Below are 18,032 nucleotides of genomic sequence, written 5' to 3'. Positions count from 1 at the left end.
TCCACAGGGGCGAGATTTATTCTTTATGCAGCTTGAGAAAAAACGTTCTGAGCTTTTCAAATAATAACGCTTGATTTGAGGGGTGAATCAGTTGACAGGTCAACTAGTTCAGTATGGACGACACCGCCAACGTAGAAGTTACGCACGAATCAGTGAAGTTTTAGAATTACCAAATCTAATCGAAATCCAAACCTCTTCTTATCAATGGTTTCTTGATGAGGGTTTAAGAGAGATGTTTCATGACATTTCTCCGATTGAAGACTTTACTGGTAATTTATCGCTTGAATTTATTGATTACAGCCTTGGCGAGCCAAAATATTCGGTTGAGGAATCGAAAGAACGAGATGTTACATATTCCGCACCTTTGCGTGTGAAAGTGCGTCTTGTAAACAAAGAGACAGGCGAAGTCAAAGACCAGGATGTCTTTATGGGTGACTTCCCACTTATGACAGAAACAGGTACCTTCGTAATTAACGGAGCGGAGCGTGTTATTGTTTCGCAGCTAGTGCGTTCTCCGAGCGTATACTTTAGCGGCAAACTTGATAAAAACGGCAAAAAAGGCTTTACCGCTACCGTCATTCCGAACCGCGGCGCTTGGCTTGAGTATGAAACTGATGCCAAAGATGTCGTATACGTTAGAATAGATCGTACTCGGAAACTGCCCGTTACGGTTCTTTTGCGTGCTCTTGGGTTCGGCTCTGATCAAGAAATCATCGATTTGATTGGAGACAACGAGTACATTCGGAATACGCTTGAAAAAGATAATACAGAAAGTAGTGATAAAGCACTACTAGAAATTTATGAGCGTTTACGTCCAGGTGAACCACCTACTGTCGAAAATGCGAAAAGCTTATTAGTTTCAAGATTTTTTGATCCAAAACGCTATGATTTAGCAAATGTGGGTCGCTATAAGATAAACAAAAAGCTTCATATTAAAAATAGATTATTCGGACAAAGATTAGCCGAAAACCTTGTAGATCCGGAAACGGGTGAAATTATTGCGGAAAAAGGAACTGTTCTTGACCGCCGTACTTTAGACCGAATCCTTCCGAGTCTAGAAAAAAATATTGGCTTTAAAACAGTAGATCTTGTAGGCGGAGTCGTTAATGATGAAGTAGAACTTCAATCTATTAAAATCTATGCACCAAATGAAGACGGAGAAAAAGTTATAAATGTTATCGGTAATGCTTATGTAGAGGAAGCTGTGAAAAACATTTCACCTTCTGACATCATTGCTTCTATCAGCTATTTCTTTGACTTGCTTCATGGCGTGGGTGATACGGATGATATCGACCATCTTGGAAATAGACGTCTGCGTTCTGTTGGTGAGCTGCTGCAAAACCAATTCCGTATCGGTCTATCAAGAATGGAGCGTGTGGTACGTGAGAGAATGTCCATCCAGGACACAAACACAATCACTCCACAGCAGTTGATTAATATTCGACCGGTTATTGCCTCAATTAAAGAGTTTTTCGGAAGCTCTCAATTATCACAGTTCATGGATCAAACAAATCCATTAGCTGAATTGACACATAAGCGTCGTCTATCTGCTTTAGGGCCGGGCGGTTTAACTCGTGAACGTGCCGGATTCGAAGTGCGTGACGTTCACTATTCTCACTATGGCCGCATGTGTCCGATTGAAACACCTGAGGGACCGAACATCGGGCTAATCAACTCACTGTCTTCATTTGCGAAAGTAAATCGCTTTGGCTTTATTGAAACACCTTATCGCCGAATTGACCCAGAAACAGGGAAGGTTACTTCACGCATTGACTATTTAACAGCTGATGAAGAAGATAACTATGTGGTTGCACAAGCGAATGTTCTTCTTGATGATGATGGTTCTTTCCTTGAAGAAGAGGTAGTTGCTCGTTTTAAAGGGGAAAATACAGTCGTTAAACGCGATCGTGTTGATTACATGGATGTATCGCCTAAGCAAGTTGTATCTGCTGCGACAGCATGTATTCCTTTCTTGGAAAATGATGACTCCAACCGTGCGCTAATGGGAGCGAACATGCAGCGTCAAGCCGTGCCTCTTATGCAGCCGGAAGCACCAAGAGTAGGAACTGGTATGGAATATGTATCCGGTAAAGACTCTGGGGCAGCTGTTATTTGCAAACATGAAGGTATTGTTGAACATGTAGAAGCAAGAGAAGTATGGGTAAGACGTATTAAAGAAGTAGATGGTCAAGAAGTTAAAGGTGACCTTGATAAATATAGAATGCTTAAATTTATCCGTTCTAACCAAGGAACTTGCTATAACCAGCGACCAATTGTAGCTGTTGGCAACCGCGTGACTAAAGGTGAAATTCTTGCTGATGGTCCTTCTATGGAACTTGGAGAATTAGCACTAGGACGAAATGTTTTAGTTGCCTTTATGACATGGGATGGATACAACTACGAGGATGCGATCATCATGAGTGAGCGCCTTGTAAAAGATGATGTATATACTTCAATTCATATTGAAGAATATGAATCAGAATCACGTGATACTAAACTTGGACCAGAGGAAATCACTCGTGATATTCCTAATGTCGGTGAGGATGCGCTTCGCAATTTAGACGAACGCGGAATTATCCGTACAGGTGCTGAAGTGAAGGACGGAGACTTGCTTGTTGGTAAAGTTACACCTAAGGGCGTAACAGAATTAACGGCAGAAGAAAGACTTCTTCACGCTATCTTTGGAGAAAAAGCGCGTGAAGTTCGTGATACATCTCTTCGTGTTCCTCACGGCGGAGGCGGTATCGTACTTGATGTTAAAGTCTTCAACCGTGAAGACGGCGACGAATTACCACCAGGTGTAAACCAGCTAGTGCGTGTGTACATTGTACAAAAACGTAAAATCTCTGAAGGAGATAAAATGGCCGGCCGTCACGGTAACAAAGGGGTAATTTCACGTATTTTACCGGAGGAAGATATGCCATATTTACCAGATGGCACGCCAGTTGATATCATGTTGAATCCACTAGGGGTACCATCTCGTATGAACATCGGTCAGGTTCTTGAACTTCACCTAGGTATGGCTGCGAGAGCTCTTGGCATTCATGTTGCTTCACCAGTATTTGATGGAGCGAATGAAGAAGATGTATGGGAAACGATAGAAGAAGCGGGCATGGCTCGTGATGCGAAAACAGTTCTTTATGATGGACGTTCAGGTGAGCCATTTGATAACCGTGTGTCTGTTGGTGTCATGTACATGATTAAATTGGCACATATGGTTGACGATAAGCTTCACGCTCGTTCTACAGGACCATACTCACTAGTAACACAGCAGCCATTGGGCGGTAAAGCTCAATTTGGCGGACAGCGTTTCGGTGAGATGGAGGTTTGGGCACTTGAAGCATATGGTGCTGCATACACGCTACAGGAAATCTTAACTGTTAAATCAGATGATGTCGTTGGACGTGTAAAAACATATGAATCCATCGTTAAAGGCGAGAATGTTCCAGAGCCTGGTGTTCCGGAATCATTCAAAGTATTAATTAAAGAGCTTCAGAGCTTAGGTATGGATGTTAAGATTCTGTCTGGTGATGAAGAAGAAATAGAAATGCGCGATATGGAAGATGAAGAAGATATGCAACAAGCTGAATCTTTAACATTAGCTCCTGATGCGCAAGAAGTTGAAGAATCAGAGAAGGTAGCTACTAAGGAATAACTAATATAAATGGAGGGCAATTGTGCCCTCCCTTCCAAATAAACGTTTTTGATAAATGTGACTTGGCCCCAAGCTGCTGCTGAAATTAGAGCAAAAAGGGTAAAACCTGTAGATCAAAAGGGAGGTAGGCCCCTTGCTAGATGTAAACAATTTCGAGTATATGAAAATAGGTCTTGCTTCACCAGATAAGATTCGCTCATGGTCTCACGGTGAAGTGAAAAAACCTGAAACAATTAACTATCGTACATTAAAGCCAGAAAAAGACGGTTTGTTCTGTGAACGTATTTTTGGACCTACAAAGGACTGGGAATGTCATTGTGGGAAATACAAGCGTGTACGTTATAAAGGTGTAGTCTGTGATCGATGTGGTGTGGAAGTAACACGTGCGAAAGTACGTCGTGAAAGAATGGGACATATTGAGCTAGCTGCTCCTGTCTCACATATATGGTACTTCAAAGGCATACCAAGCCGTATGGGTCTTGTACTTGATATGTCTCCACGTGCATTGGAAGAAGTTATTTACTTCGCTTCTTATGTAGTAACAGATTCAGGTGATACTGCACTTGAGAAAAAACAATTATTATCTGAAAAGGAATACCGTGCATATCGTGAGAAATACGGTAATAAATTCCAAGCTTCTATGGGTGCGGAATCCATTAAGAAACTTTTATCAGATATTGATTTAAATAAAGAAGTTGACGTTTTAAAAGAAGAATTAAAAACAGCTCAAGGACAACGCCGGACACGTGCAATTAAACGTCTGGAAGTACTTGAAGCGTTCCGTGGTTCAGGCAACGAGCCAGATTGGATGATTTTAGATGTTCTTCCTGTTATCCCGCCTGAACTTCGTCCAATGGTACAGCTTGATGGCGGTCGATTTGCGACTTCTGACTTAAATGATTTATACCGTCGTGTCATTAACCGCAACAACCGTTTAAAACGTTTATTGGACCTTGGTGCTCCTAGCATCATCGTACAAAACGAAAAACGTATGCTTCAGGAAGCTGTAGATGCCTTAATTGATAATGGCCGTCGTGGTCGCCCAGTTACCGGACCAGGTAACCGTCCATTAAAATCATTGTCACATATGCTTAAAGGTAAGCAAGGTCGTTTCCGTCAAAACTTACTAGGTAAACGTGTTGACTATTCAGGGCGTTCTGTTATCGTTGTTGGACCAAACTTGAAAATGTATCAATGTGGTCTTCCTAAGGAAATGGCACTCGAATTGTTCAAGCCTTTCGTGATGAAGGAACTTGTTGAAAAAGGCTTAGCACATAATATTAAATCCGCTAAACGTAAAATCGAAAGAGTACAGCCGGAAGTATGGGATGTTTTAGAAAGCGTCATTAAAGAGCACCCAGTATTACTTAACCGTGCACCAACTCTGCATAGACTTGGAATTCAGGCCTTTGAACCGACATTAGTAGAAGGCCGCGCTATTCGTCTTCATCCATTAGTATGTACTGCATATAATGCTGACTTCGATGGTGACCAAATGGCGGTACACGTACCGCTTTCAGCAGAAGCACAAGCAGAAGCTCGCCTTCTTATGCTTGCTGCACAAAACATCCTGAACCCTAAAGATGGTAAACCAGTTGTTACACCATCACAGGATATGGTTTTAGGTAACTATTATTTAACACTGGAAAGAGAAAATGCTGTCGGTGAAGGTATGGTCTTCAATGACACAAGTGAAGCATTGCTTGCTTATCAAAATGGCTATGTTCATTTGCATACAAGAGTAGCTGTACATGCAGGTTCACTTAAAAACGAAACATTCACAGAAGAGCAAAACAGCCAATTGCTGATGACGACTGTTGGTAAGCTTGTCTTTAACGAAATCTTGCCTAAAACATTCCCATACATCAATGAGCCTACGAAAACCAATCTTGAGGATGAAACACCGAAGAAGTATTTCGTAGAAAAAGGAACAGACATTCCTGCTGCTATTCGTGAAATGCCTATCGTTGATCCATTTAAGAAAAAAATCCTTGGAAATATCATTGCAGAAGTATTTAAACGTTTCAAAATCACAGAAACATCTAAAATGCTTGACCGCATGAAAAACCTTGGTTTTAAGCACTCTACAAAAGCCGGTATTACGGTTGGTGTAGCTGATATCGTCGTATTAAGCGAGAAGGAAAAAATCATCCATGATGCACAGCAAAAAGTGGATAATGTCCTAAAGCAATTCAGACGCGGTTTAATTACTGAAGATGAGCGTTATGACAGAGTTATCTCCATTTGGAGTGCAGCGAAAGATGATATCCAATCTAAACTTATGAAATCACTTGATAAATCTAACCCAATCTTTATGATGAGTGATTCCGGTGCCCGTGGTAATGCATCCAACTTTACGCAGTTAGCTGGTATGCGTGGTCTAATGGCCAACCCGGCTGGTCGAATTATTGAGTTGCCAATCAAGTCAAGTTTCCGTGAAGGTCTGACAGTACTCGAGTACTTCATCTCCACACATGGTGCGCGTAAAGGTCTTGCCGATACAGCACTGAAAACAGCTGACTCAGGTTACTTAACTCGTCGTCTTGTTGATGTAGCACAAGATGTAATCGTTCGTGATGACGATTGCGGAACAGATCGTGGATTGCTGATTTCGTCTTTAAAAGATGGAACAGAAGTTATCGAGAGTTTAGAAGAACGTTTAATTGGCCGTTATGCAAGAAGAGCGATTAAGCATCCTGAAACAAAAGAAGTCATTGTACCAGAAAACGGCTTAATTACTGAAGACTTATCTGCAGAAGTGATTGCTGCAGGAGTCGAAGAAGTGTGGATTCGTTCCGCCTTCACATGTAATACACGTCATGGTGTATGTAAAAAATGTTATGGTCGCAACTTGGCAACTGGTCAAGAGGTTGAAGTGGGTGAAGCAGTTGGAATCATTGCTGCTCAATCAATCGGTGAACCAGGTACACAGTTAACGATGCGTACATTCCATACAGGTGGGGTTGCTGGAGACGATATTACACAAGGTCTTCCGCGTATCCAGGAGATTTTTGAAGCGCGTAATCCGAAAGGTCAAGCGGTTATTTCTGAAATCAATGGTACGGTTGTTGGAATTAACGAAGGCCGTGATCGCCAACATGAAATCGTTATTCAAGGTGAAGTTGAATCACGCACTTACACAGCTCCTTATACAGCTCGTCTGAAGGTTGCAGTCAATGACGAAGTTGAGCGTGGACAAGAGCTTACTGAAGGTTCAATCGACCCGAAAGAATTGATTAAAGTGAAAGACGTTACGGCTGTTCAAGAATATTTGTTGCGTGAAGTTCAGAAGGTTTACCGTATGCAAGGGGTTGAAATCGGTGATAAGCACGTAGAGGTAATGGTTCGCCAAATGCTTCGTAAAGTACGTGTCATTGATGCAGCTGAAACAGATGTACTTCCAGGTACGCTGCTTGATATCCATCAATTTACTGATGCCAATGAAAAAGCCCTTATGGCTGGTAAAATGCCGGCAACTGGACGTCCGGTCCTACTCGGTATTACAAAAGCATCACTTGAAACAGATTCATTCCTATCAGCAGCATCGTTCCAAGAAACGACAAGAGTTCTTACAGATGCAGCGATCAAAGGAAAACGTGATGAATTACTTGGCTTGAAAGAGAATGTAATTATTGGTAAGCTTGTACCGGCTGGAACTGGTATGCAGCGTTACCGCCGAGCAGAACCATTTACGAAAGAAGAAGCAGTAGAAGAATCAATTACTGTAGAATAATAACTATGAATACGGCACTTGCTTAATGAAAAGGAAGTGCCGTCATTCATGCCTTAATATAAAAAAAGCATTTTGTTTGTTGACATCGAAATGTTTTGGTGTTAATATATCAAAGGTGCTCCTATTAACTGGATACTTTGGAGGATGCAATAATGTCTTATGAAAAAGTATTGCAGGCAAAAGATATTATAGTAGGAACAAAGCAATCAGTGAAAGCTCTAAAACAGGGAAACGTATCAGAGGTAGTCATCGCTAATGATTCTAACATGGCAATCAAAAGAATGATAGAAGATGCTGCTAATGAATACCATGTACCAATTACGTATGTTGATTCGATGAAAAAACTCGGAAAAGCTTGCGGGATTGAAGTTGGTGCTGCAGCTGTTGCAATAATAATTTAAAAACTGTTTTTGTAGATGAAGGTCTGCAAGGACTTTGTTTTTGCTTTAAAATGAACCACCTGGATGTGTGGGCTTACATGAAGAGATGAAGGGAGGAAAATCACATGCCAACTATTAACCAATTAGTGCGCAAGCCTCGTAAAACTAAAGAGGAGAAGTCAAAATCTCCAGCTTTAAACAAAGGCTACAACAGCTTCAAAAAAGTACAAACAAATGTATCATCACCACAAAAACGCGGTGTATGTACTCGTGTTGGTACAATGACTCCAAAGAAACCGAACTCAGCATTACGTAAATATGCACGTGTTCGTTTAACTAACGGAATCGAAGTAAATGCTTATATTCCTGGTATTGGACATAACCTGCAAGAACACAGCGTTGTATTAATCCGTGGCGGACGTGTAAAAGACTTACCAGGGGTACGTTATCACATCGTTCGTGGTGCGCTTGATACAGCTGGTGTTAACAACCGTATGCAAGGTCGTTCTAAATACGGTGCGAAGCGTCCAAAAGCAGCTAAAAAATAATTTGACTTACAATAAAAACCCTTTTCTGAAAGGAGGAAAATTACATGCCACGTAAAGGTCCTGTAGCAAAAAGAGACGTATTACCGGATCCGATTTACAACTCAAAGCTTGTTAGCCGTTTAATCAACAAAATGATGACTGACGGTAAGAGAGGTAAATCTCAAGCAATCCTGTATTCTTCATTCGACATTATTAGAGAGCGTACTGGCAAAGAGCCAATGGAAGTATTCGATCAAGCGCTTAAAAACATCATGCCTGTTCTTGAAGTAAGAGCACGCCGTGTAGGTGGTGCAAACTACCAAGTACCAGTTGAGGTGCGCCCAGATCGCCGTACGACATTAGGTCTTCGTTGGTTAGTTAACTATTCTCGTCTTCGCGGTGAGAAAACAATGGAAGAGCGTTTAGCTAATGAAATTCTAGATGCAGCTAACAACACTGGTGCATCAGTTAAGAAACGTGAAGATACTCACAAAATGGCGGAAGCAAACAAAGCATTTGCTCACTACCGCTGGTAAGATTAACAGTTTACTAATAAAAATCATTCCCATACTAGGAAGGAGAAAGACACAATGGCAAGAGAGTTCTCCTTAGAAAATACTCGTAATATTGGTATCATGGCTCACATTGATGCTGGTAAAACAACGACAACTGAGCGTGTACTTTATTACACAGGCCGTATCCATAAAATTGGAGAAACACATGAAGGTGCTTCTCAAATGGACTGGATGGAACAAGAGCAAGAGCGTGGAATCACAATTACTTCTGCTGCTACAACTGCTCAATGGAAAGGCCACCGTGTTAACATCATTGACACACCAGGACACGTAGACTTCACTGTTGAAGTTGAACGTTCATTGCGTGTACTTGATGGCGCAGTAGCAGTGTTGGATGCACAATCCGGTGTTGAACCACAAACTGAAACTGTTTGGCGTCAAGCAACAACTTACGGCGTACCACGTGTGGTATTCGTAAACAAAATGGATAAGTTAGGTGCAGATTTCTTGTATTCATTGGGAACTCTTCACGATCGTTTACAAGCGAATGCAGCTGCTATCCAACTACCAATTGGTGCTGAAGATGAATTCAAAGGCATCATTGACCTTATCGAAATGAAAGCAACGTTCTACGGTAATGACCTTGGTACAGACATCGAAGAGCGTGAAATTCCTGCTGAATACATGGATCAAGCTGAAGAATACCGTGAAAAGTTAATTGAAGCGGTAGCTGAACTTGATGAAGATTTAATGGAGAAATACCTTGGTGGAGAAGAAATCTCTAACGAAGAGCTAAAAGCTGCAATTCGTAAAGGTACAGTAAACGTTGAGTTCTATCCAGTAATCTGCGGATCAGCTTTCAAAAACAAAGGTGTACAAAAAATGCTAGATGCAGTTATTGCATATCTTCCATCTCCGCTAGATGTACCTGCAATTAAAGGTACAACTCCGGATACAGAAGAAGAGGTTACTCGTCCATCTAGTGACGACGCACCATTCTCTGCACTTGCATTTAAAGTAATGACTGACCCTTATGTTGGTAAGCTTACTTTCTTCCGTGTGTACTCAGGTACTTTAAACTCAGGTTCTTATGTAAAGAACTCAACAAAAGGTAAGCGTGAGCGCGTAGGACGTATCCTGCAAATGCACGCAAACTCTCGTGAAGAGATTTCTGTTGTTCATGCTGGTGACATCGCTGCTGCAGTAGGTCTTAAAGATACTACGACTGGTGATACACTATGCGATGAAAAAGACCTGGTTATCCTTGAGTCTATGGAATTCCCAGAGCCAGTTATTCAATTGTCTATCGAGCCTAAATCTAAAGCTGACCAAGATAAAATGACAACTGCTCTACAAAAACTTCAAGAGGAAGATCCAACATTCCGTGCGCATACTGACCAGGAAACTGGCCAAGTAATCATCGCAGGTATGGGTGAGCTTCACCTTGATATCCTAGTTGACCGTATGCGTCGCGAATTTAAAGTGGAAGCTAACGTAGGTGCACCTCAGGTTGCATACCGTGAAACATTCCGCGCTTCAGCTAACGTTGAAGGTAAATTCGCTCGTCAATCTGGTGGACGTGGACAATTCGGACACGTTTGGATTGAATTCTCTCCAAACGAAGAAGGAAAAGGCTTTGAATTTGAAAATGGTATCGTCGGTGGTGTTGTTCCACGTGAATACATCCCTGCTGTACAAGCTGGACTAGAAGATGCTCTTGAAAGAGGCGTACTAGCAGGCTATCCATTAGTAGATATTAAAGCAAGATTATTCGACGGTTCATACCATGATGTTGACTCATCTGAAATGGCGTTCAAAATTGCCGCTTCAATGGCATTGAAAAACGCTGCTTCAAAATGTAGCCCAGTCATCCTTGAGCCTGTGATGAAAATCGAAGTAATTATCCCTGAAGAATATTTAGGAGATATTATGGGTAATGTTACATCACGTCGTGGTCGTGTTGAAGGTATGGACGCCCGTGGTAATGCACAAGTTGTTCGTGCGATGGTTCCACTTTCTGAAATGTTCGGATATGCAACTTCATTACGTTCTAGCACACAAGGACGCGGAGTGTTCTCTATGCATTTCGATCACTATGAAGAGGTACCAAAATCGATTTCTGAAGAAATCATCAAAAAAAATAAAGGTGAATAATTGATTTTACCTTATTAATAAAGTATAACTACTATTGTAAGTAACAAGGCTTTGGTTGGTAGCCGCCTACCAAAGCCACTAAAATACTTAATTCTTTTAAATTAAAGGAGGATTTTTCAAATGGCTAAAGAAAAATTTGACCGTTCAAAACCCCATGTTAACATCGGAACAATCGGACACGTTGACCATGGTAAAACTACTTTAACTGCAGCAATCACTACTGTTCTTTCAAAAGCAGGCGGCGGTGAAGCTCGCGGATATGATCAAATCGACGCTGCTCCAGAAGAAAGAGAGCGTGGAATCACAATCTCAACTGCACACGTTGAGTACGAAACTGCAAACCGTCACTATGCACACGTTGACTGCCCAGGACATGCTGACTATGTTAAAAACATGATCACTGGTGCTGCTCAAATGGATGGTGGGATCCTAGTTGTTTCTGCAGCTGATGGCCCAATGCCACAAACTCGTGAGCACATCCTTCTTTCTCGTCAAGTAGGTGTACCTTACCTTGTTGTATTCATGAACAAATGTGACATGGTAGATGACGAAGAGCTTCTTGAATTAGTAGAAATGGAAGTTCGCGATCTTCTTTCTGAATATGAGTTCCCTGGCGATGACATTCCAGTTATCAAAGGTTCTGCTCTTAAAGCTCTTGAAGGAGAAGCTGAGTGGGAAGAAAAAATCAACGAGCTTATGGCTGCTGTTGATGAGTATATCCCAACTCCAACTCGTGACACTGAAAAACCATTCATGATGCCAGTTGAGGATGTATTCTCTATCACTGGTCGTGGTACTGTTGCTACAGGTCGTGTAGAGCGTGGACAAGTAAAAGTTGGTGACGTTATCGACATCACTGGTTTCACTGAAGAGCCAAAATCTACAACTGTAACAGGTGTTGAAATGTTCCGTAAGCTTCTTGATTATGCAGAAGCTGGAGATAACATTGGTGCGCTACTTCGTGGTGTTGCTCGTGAAGATATCCAACGTGGTCAAGTACTTGCTAAACCAGGTACAATCAACCCACATACAAAATTTAAAGCTGAAGTTTATGTTCTTTCAAAAGAAGAGGGTGGACGTCATACTCCATTCTTCACAAACTACCGTCCACAGTTCTACTTCCGTACAACTGATGTAACTGGTATTTGTAATCTTCCTGATGGCGTAGAAATGGTTATGCCTGGAGATAACATCGAAATGAACGTTGAGCTTATCGCTCCAATTGCTATCGAAGAAGGTACTAAATTCTCTATCCGTGAGGGTGGACGTACTGTAGGCGCTGGCGTAGTTGCTACAATCGTTGAGTAATTTTATTAGAATATAAAATGAAGGGGACGCCTTTCATAGAAAAAGCAGACGGGACGCCGTCTGCTTTTTCTAATTTTATTGAGGAAATCTAAACGAAAGCCGTTTTAAGTTAATAAGAAAGTATCTGATTCTCATCAAGAATAAAGAAATCCTTATAAAGCTGATAAGAAAGCAACCGATTCTCATCAAGAATAATGAAGTCCGTATAATGCTGATAAGAAAGCACCTGATTCTCATCAAGAAAAACGAAAGCCGTTAAAAGTTGATAAAAAGAACGCCGTTTCACATATATAAGCACCAACTTTGTATTTAGCTAAATTTACTCTTAAATAGAATCTTTTCCTTATAAAACATTAAAATATCTTGCATCTGGATGAGCAAAAACCATTGCTGTTACTGATGCTTCTGGTTCCATCATAAATCCCTCTGTTAATTGTATGCCAATGTCTTCAGGTGTTATTAAATGAAAAAGCTTTGCTTGGTCTTCCAAGTTTGGACAGGCAGGATATCCAAAAGAAAAGCGCTGACCTTGATATTTAGCTGCAAACCTTTCAGCCATTGTCATCGTTGCTGCATCTGGGAACCCCCAACGATCACGCATTTGACGATGAATATACTCGGCTAAACCTTCCGCCGTTTCTAATGCCAAAGCCTGTAAAGCATGACTTTCTAAAAATCTTCCTTTCTCTTTTAAGAGTGAGGCAGCTTTTCTTATTCCTTTCCCTGCTGTAACGGTAAAAAACCCTACATAATCGATTGTATCTTCATTTAAATAATCAGCTAAACAGAGTGACTGCCCATTTTGCTGTCTCGGAAATTGGAATTTCTCTATAATATTATTATAATCTTGAGGATGTAAAATGCTTACGAAGTCACCGTCTGCTTTCGCAGGGAAAAATTGATAGACTGCGGCTGGCGTGATCCAATTATTTATAATGGATTGTTCTATCAAATCATCAATTAAGTGTTCTACCTTTAACCGTTTTTCATCTATACCTTCCTTTTTACCTTTTACCCCGAGATGATGCATCAGCATTGTCTTATTAATATATGGCTGTATATGTGAAAAAGATAAGTTGGTAATAACATGTTTGGTTAGGTCCTTGGGAACAAAGACTTTTGCTTTCTTTATCGTTTTTCCTTGTTGATAAGCTTTAGTTTTTACCACAACAGATCCTTCGTCTTGTCGCTGAATAAGAAGCTGTCTACGTTCGTGCTGTTCGGCTACTAATATGTCGTATCGTTCTGGAGACTTAAGCTCATTGGCTAATGACAAACCGGTCATTGCATCTTTTGCATAAAGAACAAGACCGTCGTAGTTTTGGGCAATTTTTGTATTTGTAAATTTACGAGACAATGCGGCACCACCAACAAGTATGGGAATTGAAATATTTGCATCTTTCATATCTTTTGCAGTTAATGCCATTTGCTGCGCGGATTTAACTAGGAGTCCGGATAGCCCTACAATATCTGGTTTTTCATTTTGTATCGCTTGTATTAAATCTGCTGAGGATACTTTAATTCCTAAATCGACCGTTTGAAATCCATTATTAGAGAGAATGATATCAACAAGGTTTTTTCCAATATCATGAACATCGCCCTTAACGGTCGCTAGAAGCACTTTACCTTTAGTCATCTCAGCTGAGCCTTTTTCCATATATGGTTCAAGATGTGCAACAGCTGCTTTCATTGCCTCTGCACTTTGCAATACCTCGGCAACTATAAGTTGATTGTCATTAAATAGTCTGCCAACTTCGGCCATTCCATCCATTAAAGGACCATTTATTATATCCAATGGCTTATCGTATTTTTTTCGTGCGCATTCTAAGTCAGGTATTAAACCTTCCTTCGTTCCTTCTATTATATAGCTCGATAAACGTTCCTCCAGTGAGAGCGTTGATATTGGAATTTTTACTTCTTTCTTTTTATCGCGATAAAATTCGGTAAAGTTTGCAAGTATTGCATCAGTCGTGTGAAATAATAGCTTTTCTGCGAGATGAACTTCATTAGTTGAAATACTTGGGAAACGTTCAAGTTTTTCCGTGTTAACAATAGCGTAATCTAATCCTGCTTTTGTACAGTGATATAGGTATACTGAATTTAATATTTCCCTGCCAACAGGAGGGAGGCCAAATGAAACATTACTAATACCTAATATCGTTTTTACTAACGGGATTTGTTCCTTTATCAATTGAATTGCTTCGATTGTTTCTTTTGCTGAGCCTATATATTGTTCATCACCAGTGCCAACAGGGAAAACGAGAGGGTCAAAAATAATGTCCTGCGGCTGGATGCCATATTTGTGAACAAGCAGCTGATAGGAGCGCTGAGCAATTTCAAGTTTTCTTTTTGCCGTAACCGCCATTCCTATTTCATCTATTGTACCAACAACTACTGCGCCGCCGTATTCATGTATAAGCTTTGATACATTGGCAAACCTTTCTTCTCCATCCTCTAAATTAATTGAATTAATAATTGCCTTTCCTTGTGAGTAAGTTAAGGCTTTGGCAATGACAACTTCGTCTGTTGAATCAATGACAAGTGGGACTTTAATCTTCTTTGTTACCTCTGACAGGAAGTTCTCCATATCAGTTATTTCATCACGGTCAGGATCTGCAAGGCAAATATCGATGACATTTGCACCGCGTTTTACTTGTGCTCTTGCAATTTCAGCTGCCTCTTCAAATTTTGCCTCACCAATCAGTCGTTTAAACTTCCTGGAGCCAATGACATTTGTTCTTTCACCAACCATGATTGGGCGGATTGACGGATCATAAATCAGCGGCTCAATACCTGACAGCTGGTGGTTTAATTTTGCGGTAACTTTTCTCGGGGAAATGTCTTTCAATGCGTCAGCAATGGCTGCAATATGCTCCGGGGTCGTGCCGCAGCATCCGCCAACAATGTTAATCCAACCTTGCTTTGCAAAGCCTGACAGTTTGATTGAAAGGCTTTCTGGCGTTTCGTGATAGCATCCTTCTTCATCCGGCAATCCTGCATTTGGATAACAGCTAATGGCTGTCGCGGCTAGCTCAGATAAAGATCTTATGTGCTCCTGCATGAATTCAGGTCCAGTGGCGCAATTCAATCCGACAGCGACTGGATTCATATGCTCCACAGAAATATAAAAAGCCTCAATGCCTTGACCGGCTAATGTAGTGCCCATAGGCTCAATGGTTCCTGAGATGATTAGCGGCTTATTCAAACCAGTAAATGCATATGCCTTTTTAATACCAACAAATGCTGCTTTCACATTAAGAAGATCCTGGCTTGTTTCTATTAATAATAAATCAACACCTCCATCAATTAACGCACGTGCCTGAACTTCATAATGATCGCTAAGTTCCTCAAAGGTTGTACCCCCTGTGACACTTAAGGTCTTTGTAGTTGGGCCCATTGAGCCTGCTACAAAACGGGGTTTTTCTATAGTTGTATAATTATCTGCCGCCCGGTTGGCGATGATTGCGGCTGCTTTGTTTATCTCATAGCTCTTATGACCAAGATGATATTCATCCAAAACGATTTGTGTAGCACCGAAAGTATTTGTTTCAATAATATCAGCGCCTGCTTTTAAATATGCTTCATGAATCGATTCAATTGTTTCCGGTATGGTGAGGTTGAGCATTTCATTACAGCCTTCGTATTGTTCTCCTCCAAAATCAGCAGCTGTTAGTTCGGCCTTTTGCAGCATTGTACCCATTGCCCCATCCATTATAAGTATTTTCTGTTGGAGTATTTCATTGAAATTCGGCTTCTGCATATTGGCTCTCCTTTTGTTTGTCTTTTTGACGGATATACTTGGTTAATTCTGCTGTTAGTGAATAGCGTAGAAAAGGGGTGACTAAATAAATCCCATTAAACAAATCCATCGCTGTATCGATTAAGCTTTTCGCAATTGTTAAACCTTCCAATTCAGCTTGTATCGGATCATGTGATACAGCCGCCATTTGCTGCCGAATATGATCAGCAATTTTTATGCCTGGGACTTCACTATGAAGATATTCTGCATTCTTGCTGCTAATTAATGGCATGATACCGATGTAAATAGGCACAGATAGATGTTTAGTTTTTTTATGAATATTAATAAGCTGCTCCTCGGAGAAAACCGGCTGTGAAATAAAATAATCTGCACCAAATTGAATTTTCTTTTCTAACCGGGCAACTGCTTTTTCTAAATATCTCACATGTGGATTAAAGGCTGCGCCAACAGAGAATATCGCTTTTTGTCCAAGTTCTTTTCCAGTTGGAGAAAGACCATCGTTAAATTGTTTAATCATCTCAATTAATTCAAAGGAAGATAAATCGAATACTGAAGAAGCGCCAGGAAAATTGCCGACTCTAGCAGGGTCACCGGTAATAGCAAGGATATCGTGGAGCCCAAGTGTGTGCAGGCCCATTAAGTGCGATTGTAAGCCGATTAAATTACGATCTCGGCAGGATATATGAACGAGCGGTCTTATACCGATTTTTTTGTTTACAAGGTGAGCGAGCGCCTCATTGGCAATTCTCGGTGTGGCAAGAGAATTATCTGCAAGAGTAAGGGCATCAATGCCAGCTCTCTTTAATGCTTTAGCGCCGTTAAAAAACTTTTCCGTTGTTAACTGTTTTGGCGGATCAAGTTCTACGATGATGGCTCGATTATTTTTCACTAAATCCTGAATAGGTTTTTCCGTGCGGCTAATCGTAATTGTTTCCACAGCTTTTTTTACTGATGGCTGTTTAACTGTCTTTGATAACACCGGAGCGGCGTGTCTAATTTCATCAGCAAATGCCTTTATATGGTTAGGTGTCGTACCGCAGCATCCGCCAATTAGTCTAATGCCTTGTTCAAGAAAAGGGCGGGCAGATTTTTTAAAATAATTTTCATCGTCTTCATACTGAATCTTACCGTCAATATACGCAGGTAAACTTGCGTTAGGGTAAGCTGAAAGATATGCATGTTTAGGTAAGGCAACACGAGAAAGAGTCTCAAGCATATGGTGAGGGCCAAGGCGGCAGTTTAACCCAACAATATTTGCGCCTTTTTCCTCCAATCGTAAAAAAGATTCATCAATTGGCGTTTGATCTTGAAGAATGCCAATTTCCTGAAGGGAGATTTGGGTAATGATAGGCAAGTCTGTTTCTTTACGAGCAATCATTAAGACAGTTTCAAGCTCTTCCAAATCGTAAAAGGTTTCTAATAATAATCCGTCAACTTCGGCAAGCAATAAACAATATAGCTGCTCTCTAAAGCTTCGTTTGATTTCCTCTAATGATATAGTCAAAGGCTTTATTCCTCTGATACCGCCAATTGTTCCTAAAACATATGTGCCGCTTTGAACGACGGAGCGGGCGATTTTCACTCCGGCACTATTAATTTCCTTAACAGAGTCCTCAAGTCCATACCTTTTCAGTTTTAAATAGTTTGCTGCATATGTATTCGTTTGAATCAGGTCAGCACCAGCCTGAATATATGCTCGATGTATATTCTCTATTTGTGAGGGAGCAGAAAGGTTTAATTCCTCAAAGCAACTATCAGTTCCGTAAGAATAGAGAAGGGTACCCATCGCACCATCAGCTATTAAGACTTCCGTTTCCATTCGTTTTAAAAAAGACATACATTCACCTCTTTATTAAATTGGGAGAGAATAAGAACCGTTTGTTAAAAGTTGTGGATAAGTGTTTAAAAGAGAGGTAGCTGAATGGAAAGTAAATTTGCTGAGCAGAGTTACCTTAAAAGCGCTGCTCTTATTTACGATGCGGATCACGGTTGAAAGGATG

Annotated in this window: 10 protein-coding genes; 7 read left to right on the top strand and 3 right to left on the bottom strand. The window is 40.8% G+C overall.

The window, feature by feature from the left end; translation table 11 throughout:
* Positions 1–91: 91 nt before the first annotated feature.
* The 7 genes from rpoB (at position 92) to tuf (ending at position 12,272) form a co-directional block, all read left to right on the top strand.
* Positions 92–3,655 (top strand): DNA-directed RNA polymerase subunit beta, encoded by a 3,564-nt coding sequence (rpoB, locus tag CWS20_RS12195; RefSeq protein WP_066192166.1) that lies wholly within the window; start codon positions 92–94, stop codon positions 3,653–3,655.
* A 133-nt stretch (positions 3,656–3,788) separates the two neighbouring features.
* The gene (gene rpoC / locus CWS20_RS12190; RefSeq protein WP_066192170.1) at positions 3,789–7,388 is read left to right on the top strand and encodes a DNA-directed RNA polymerase subunit beta'; all 3,600 of its coding nucleotides are present in this window, start codon (positions 3,789–3,791) and stop codon (positions 7,386–7,388) included.
* A 152-nt stretch (positions 7,389–7,540) separates the two neighbouring features.
* On the top strand, positions 7,541–7,789 hold the full coding sequence (locus CWS20_RS12185) for a 50S ribosomal protein L7ae-like protein (RefSeq protein ID WP_066192172.1): 249 nt from the start codon (positions 7,541–7,543) through the stop codon (positions 7,787–7,789).
* A gap of 104 nt (positions 7,790–7,893) precedes the next feature.
* A complete protein-coding gene (gene rpsL / locus CWS20_RS12180; RefSeq protein WP_066192174.1) occupies positions 7,894–8,316 on the top strand; it encodes a 30S ribosomal protein S12 in 423 nt (140 codons plus the stop codon).
* Positions 8,317–8,360: 44 nt separating this feature from the next.
* Positions 8,361–8,831, top strand: a complete 471-nt coding sequence (gene rpsG, locus CWS20_RS12175) for a 30S ribosomal protein S7 (RefSeq protein WP_066192176.1) — start codon at positions 8,361–8,363, stop codon at positions 8,829–8,831.
* A 54-nt stretch (positions 8,832–8,885) separates the two neighbouring features.
* On the top strand, positions 8,886–10,964 hold the full coding sequence (fusA, locus tag CWS20_RS12170) for an elongation factor G (RefSeq protein WP_066192178.1): 2,079 nt from the start codon (positions 8,886–8,888) through the stop codon (positions 10,962–10,964).
* A gap of 120 nt (positions 10,965–11,084) precedes the next feature.
* Positions 11,085–12,272, top strand: a complete 1,188-nt coding sequence (gene tuf, locus CWS20_RS12165) for an elongation factor Tu (protein WP_066192180.1) — start codon at positions 11,085–11,087, stop codon at positions 12,270–12,272.
* 109 nt (positions 12,273–12,381) lie between these two features.
* On the opposite strand, the gene CWS20_RS28010 is transcribed toward tuf, so the two are convergent.
* The 3 genes from CWS20_RS28010 to CWS20_RS12155 are packed head-to-tail and all read right to left on the bottom strand — an operon-like array spanning position 12,382 to position 17,869.
* Entirely contained in the window at positions 12,382–12,558 is a 177-nt protein-coding gene (locus CWS20_RS28010) for a hypothetical protein (RefSeq protein WP_157090492.1), read from the bottom strand.
* Between the two features lie 57 nt (positions 12,559–12,615).
* Positions 12,616–16,032, bottom strand: coding sequence for a methionine synthase (metH, locus tag CWS20_RS12160; RefSeq protein ID WP_066192181.1), 3,417 nt, complete (start codon positions 16,030–16,032; stop codon positions 12,616–12,618).
* A complete protein-coding gene (locus CWS20_RS12155; RefSeq protein ID WP_066192183.1) occupies positions 16,010–17,869 on the bottom strand; it encodes a bifunctional homocysteine S-methyltransferase/methylenetetrahydrofolate reductase in 1,860 nt (619 codons plus the stop codon). The genes metH and CWS20_RS12155 overlap by 23 nt, the downstream gene beginning before the upstream one ends.
* Positions 17,870–18,032: the final 163 nt, after the last annotated feature.

The organism is Cytobacillus horneckiae (assembly GCF_002835735.1).
In the GTDB taxonomy this organism is placed as follows: domain Bacteria; phylum Bacillota; class Bacilli; order Bacillales; family Cytobacillaceae; genus Cytobacillus; species Cytobacillus horneckiae.
This window is presented reverse-complemented; position numbering and strand designations above follow the sequence as displayed.

Bases quoted from the DNA above. Each gene is read 5' to 3' on its own strand.
- CWS20_RS12185 (WP_066192172.1), top strand. From the start codon at position 7,541: ATGTCTTATGAAAAAGTATTGCAGGCAAAAGATATTATAGTAGGAACA.
- rpsL (WP_066192174.1), top strand. From the start codon at position 7,894: ATGCCAACTATTAACCAATTAGTGCGCAAGCCTCGTAAAACTAAAGAG.
- rpsG (WP_066192176.1), top strand. From the start codon at position 8,361: ATGCCACGTAAAGGTCCTGTAGCAAAAAGAGACGTATTACCGGATCCG.
- fusA (WP_066192178.1), top strand. From the start codon at position 8,886: ATGGCAAGAGAGTTCTCCTTAGAAAATACTCGTAATATTGGTATCATG.
- tuf (WP_066192180.1), top strand. From the start codon at position 11,085: ATGGCTAAAGAAAAATTTGACCGTTCAAAACCCCATGTTAACATCGGA.
- metH (WP_066192181.1), bottom strand. From the start codon at position 16,032: ATGCAGAAGCCGAATTTCAATGAAATACTCCAACAGAAAATACTTATA.
- CWS20_RS12155 (WP_066192183.1), bottom strand. From the start codon at position 17,869: ATGTCTTTTTTAAAACGAATGGAAACGGAAGTCTTAATAGCTGATGGT.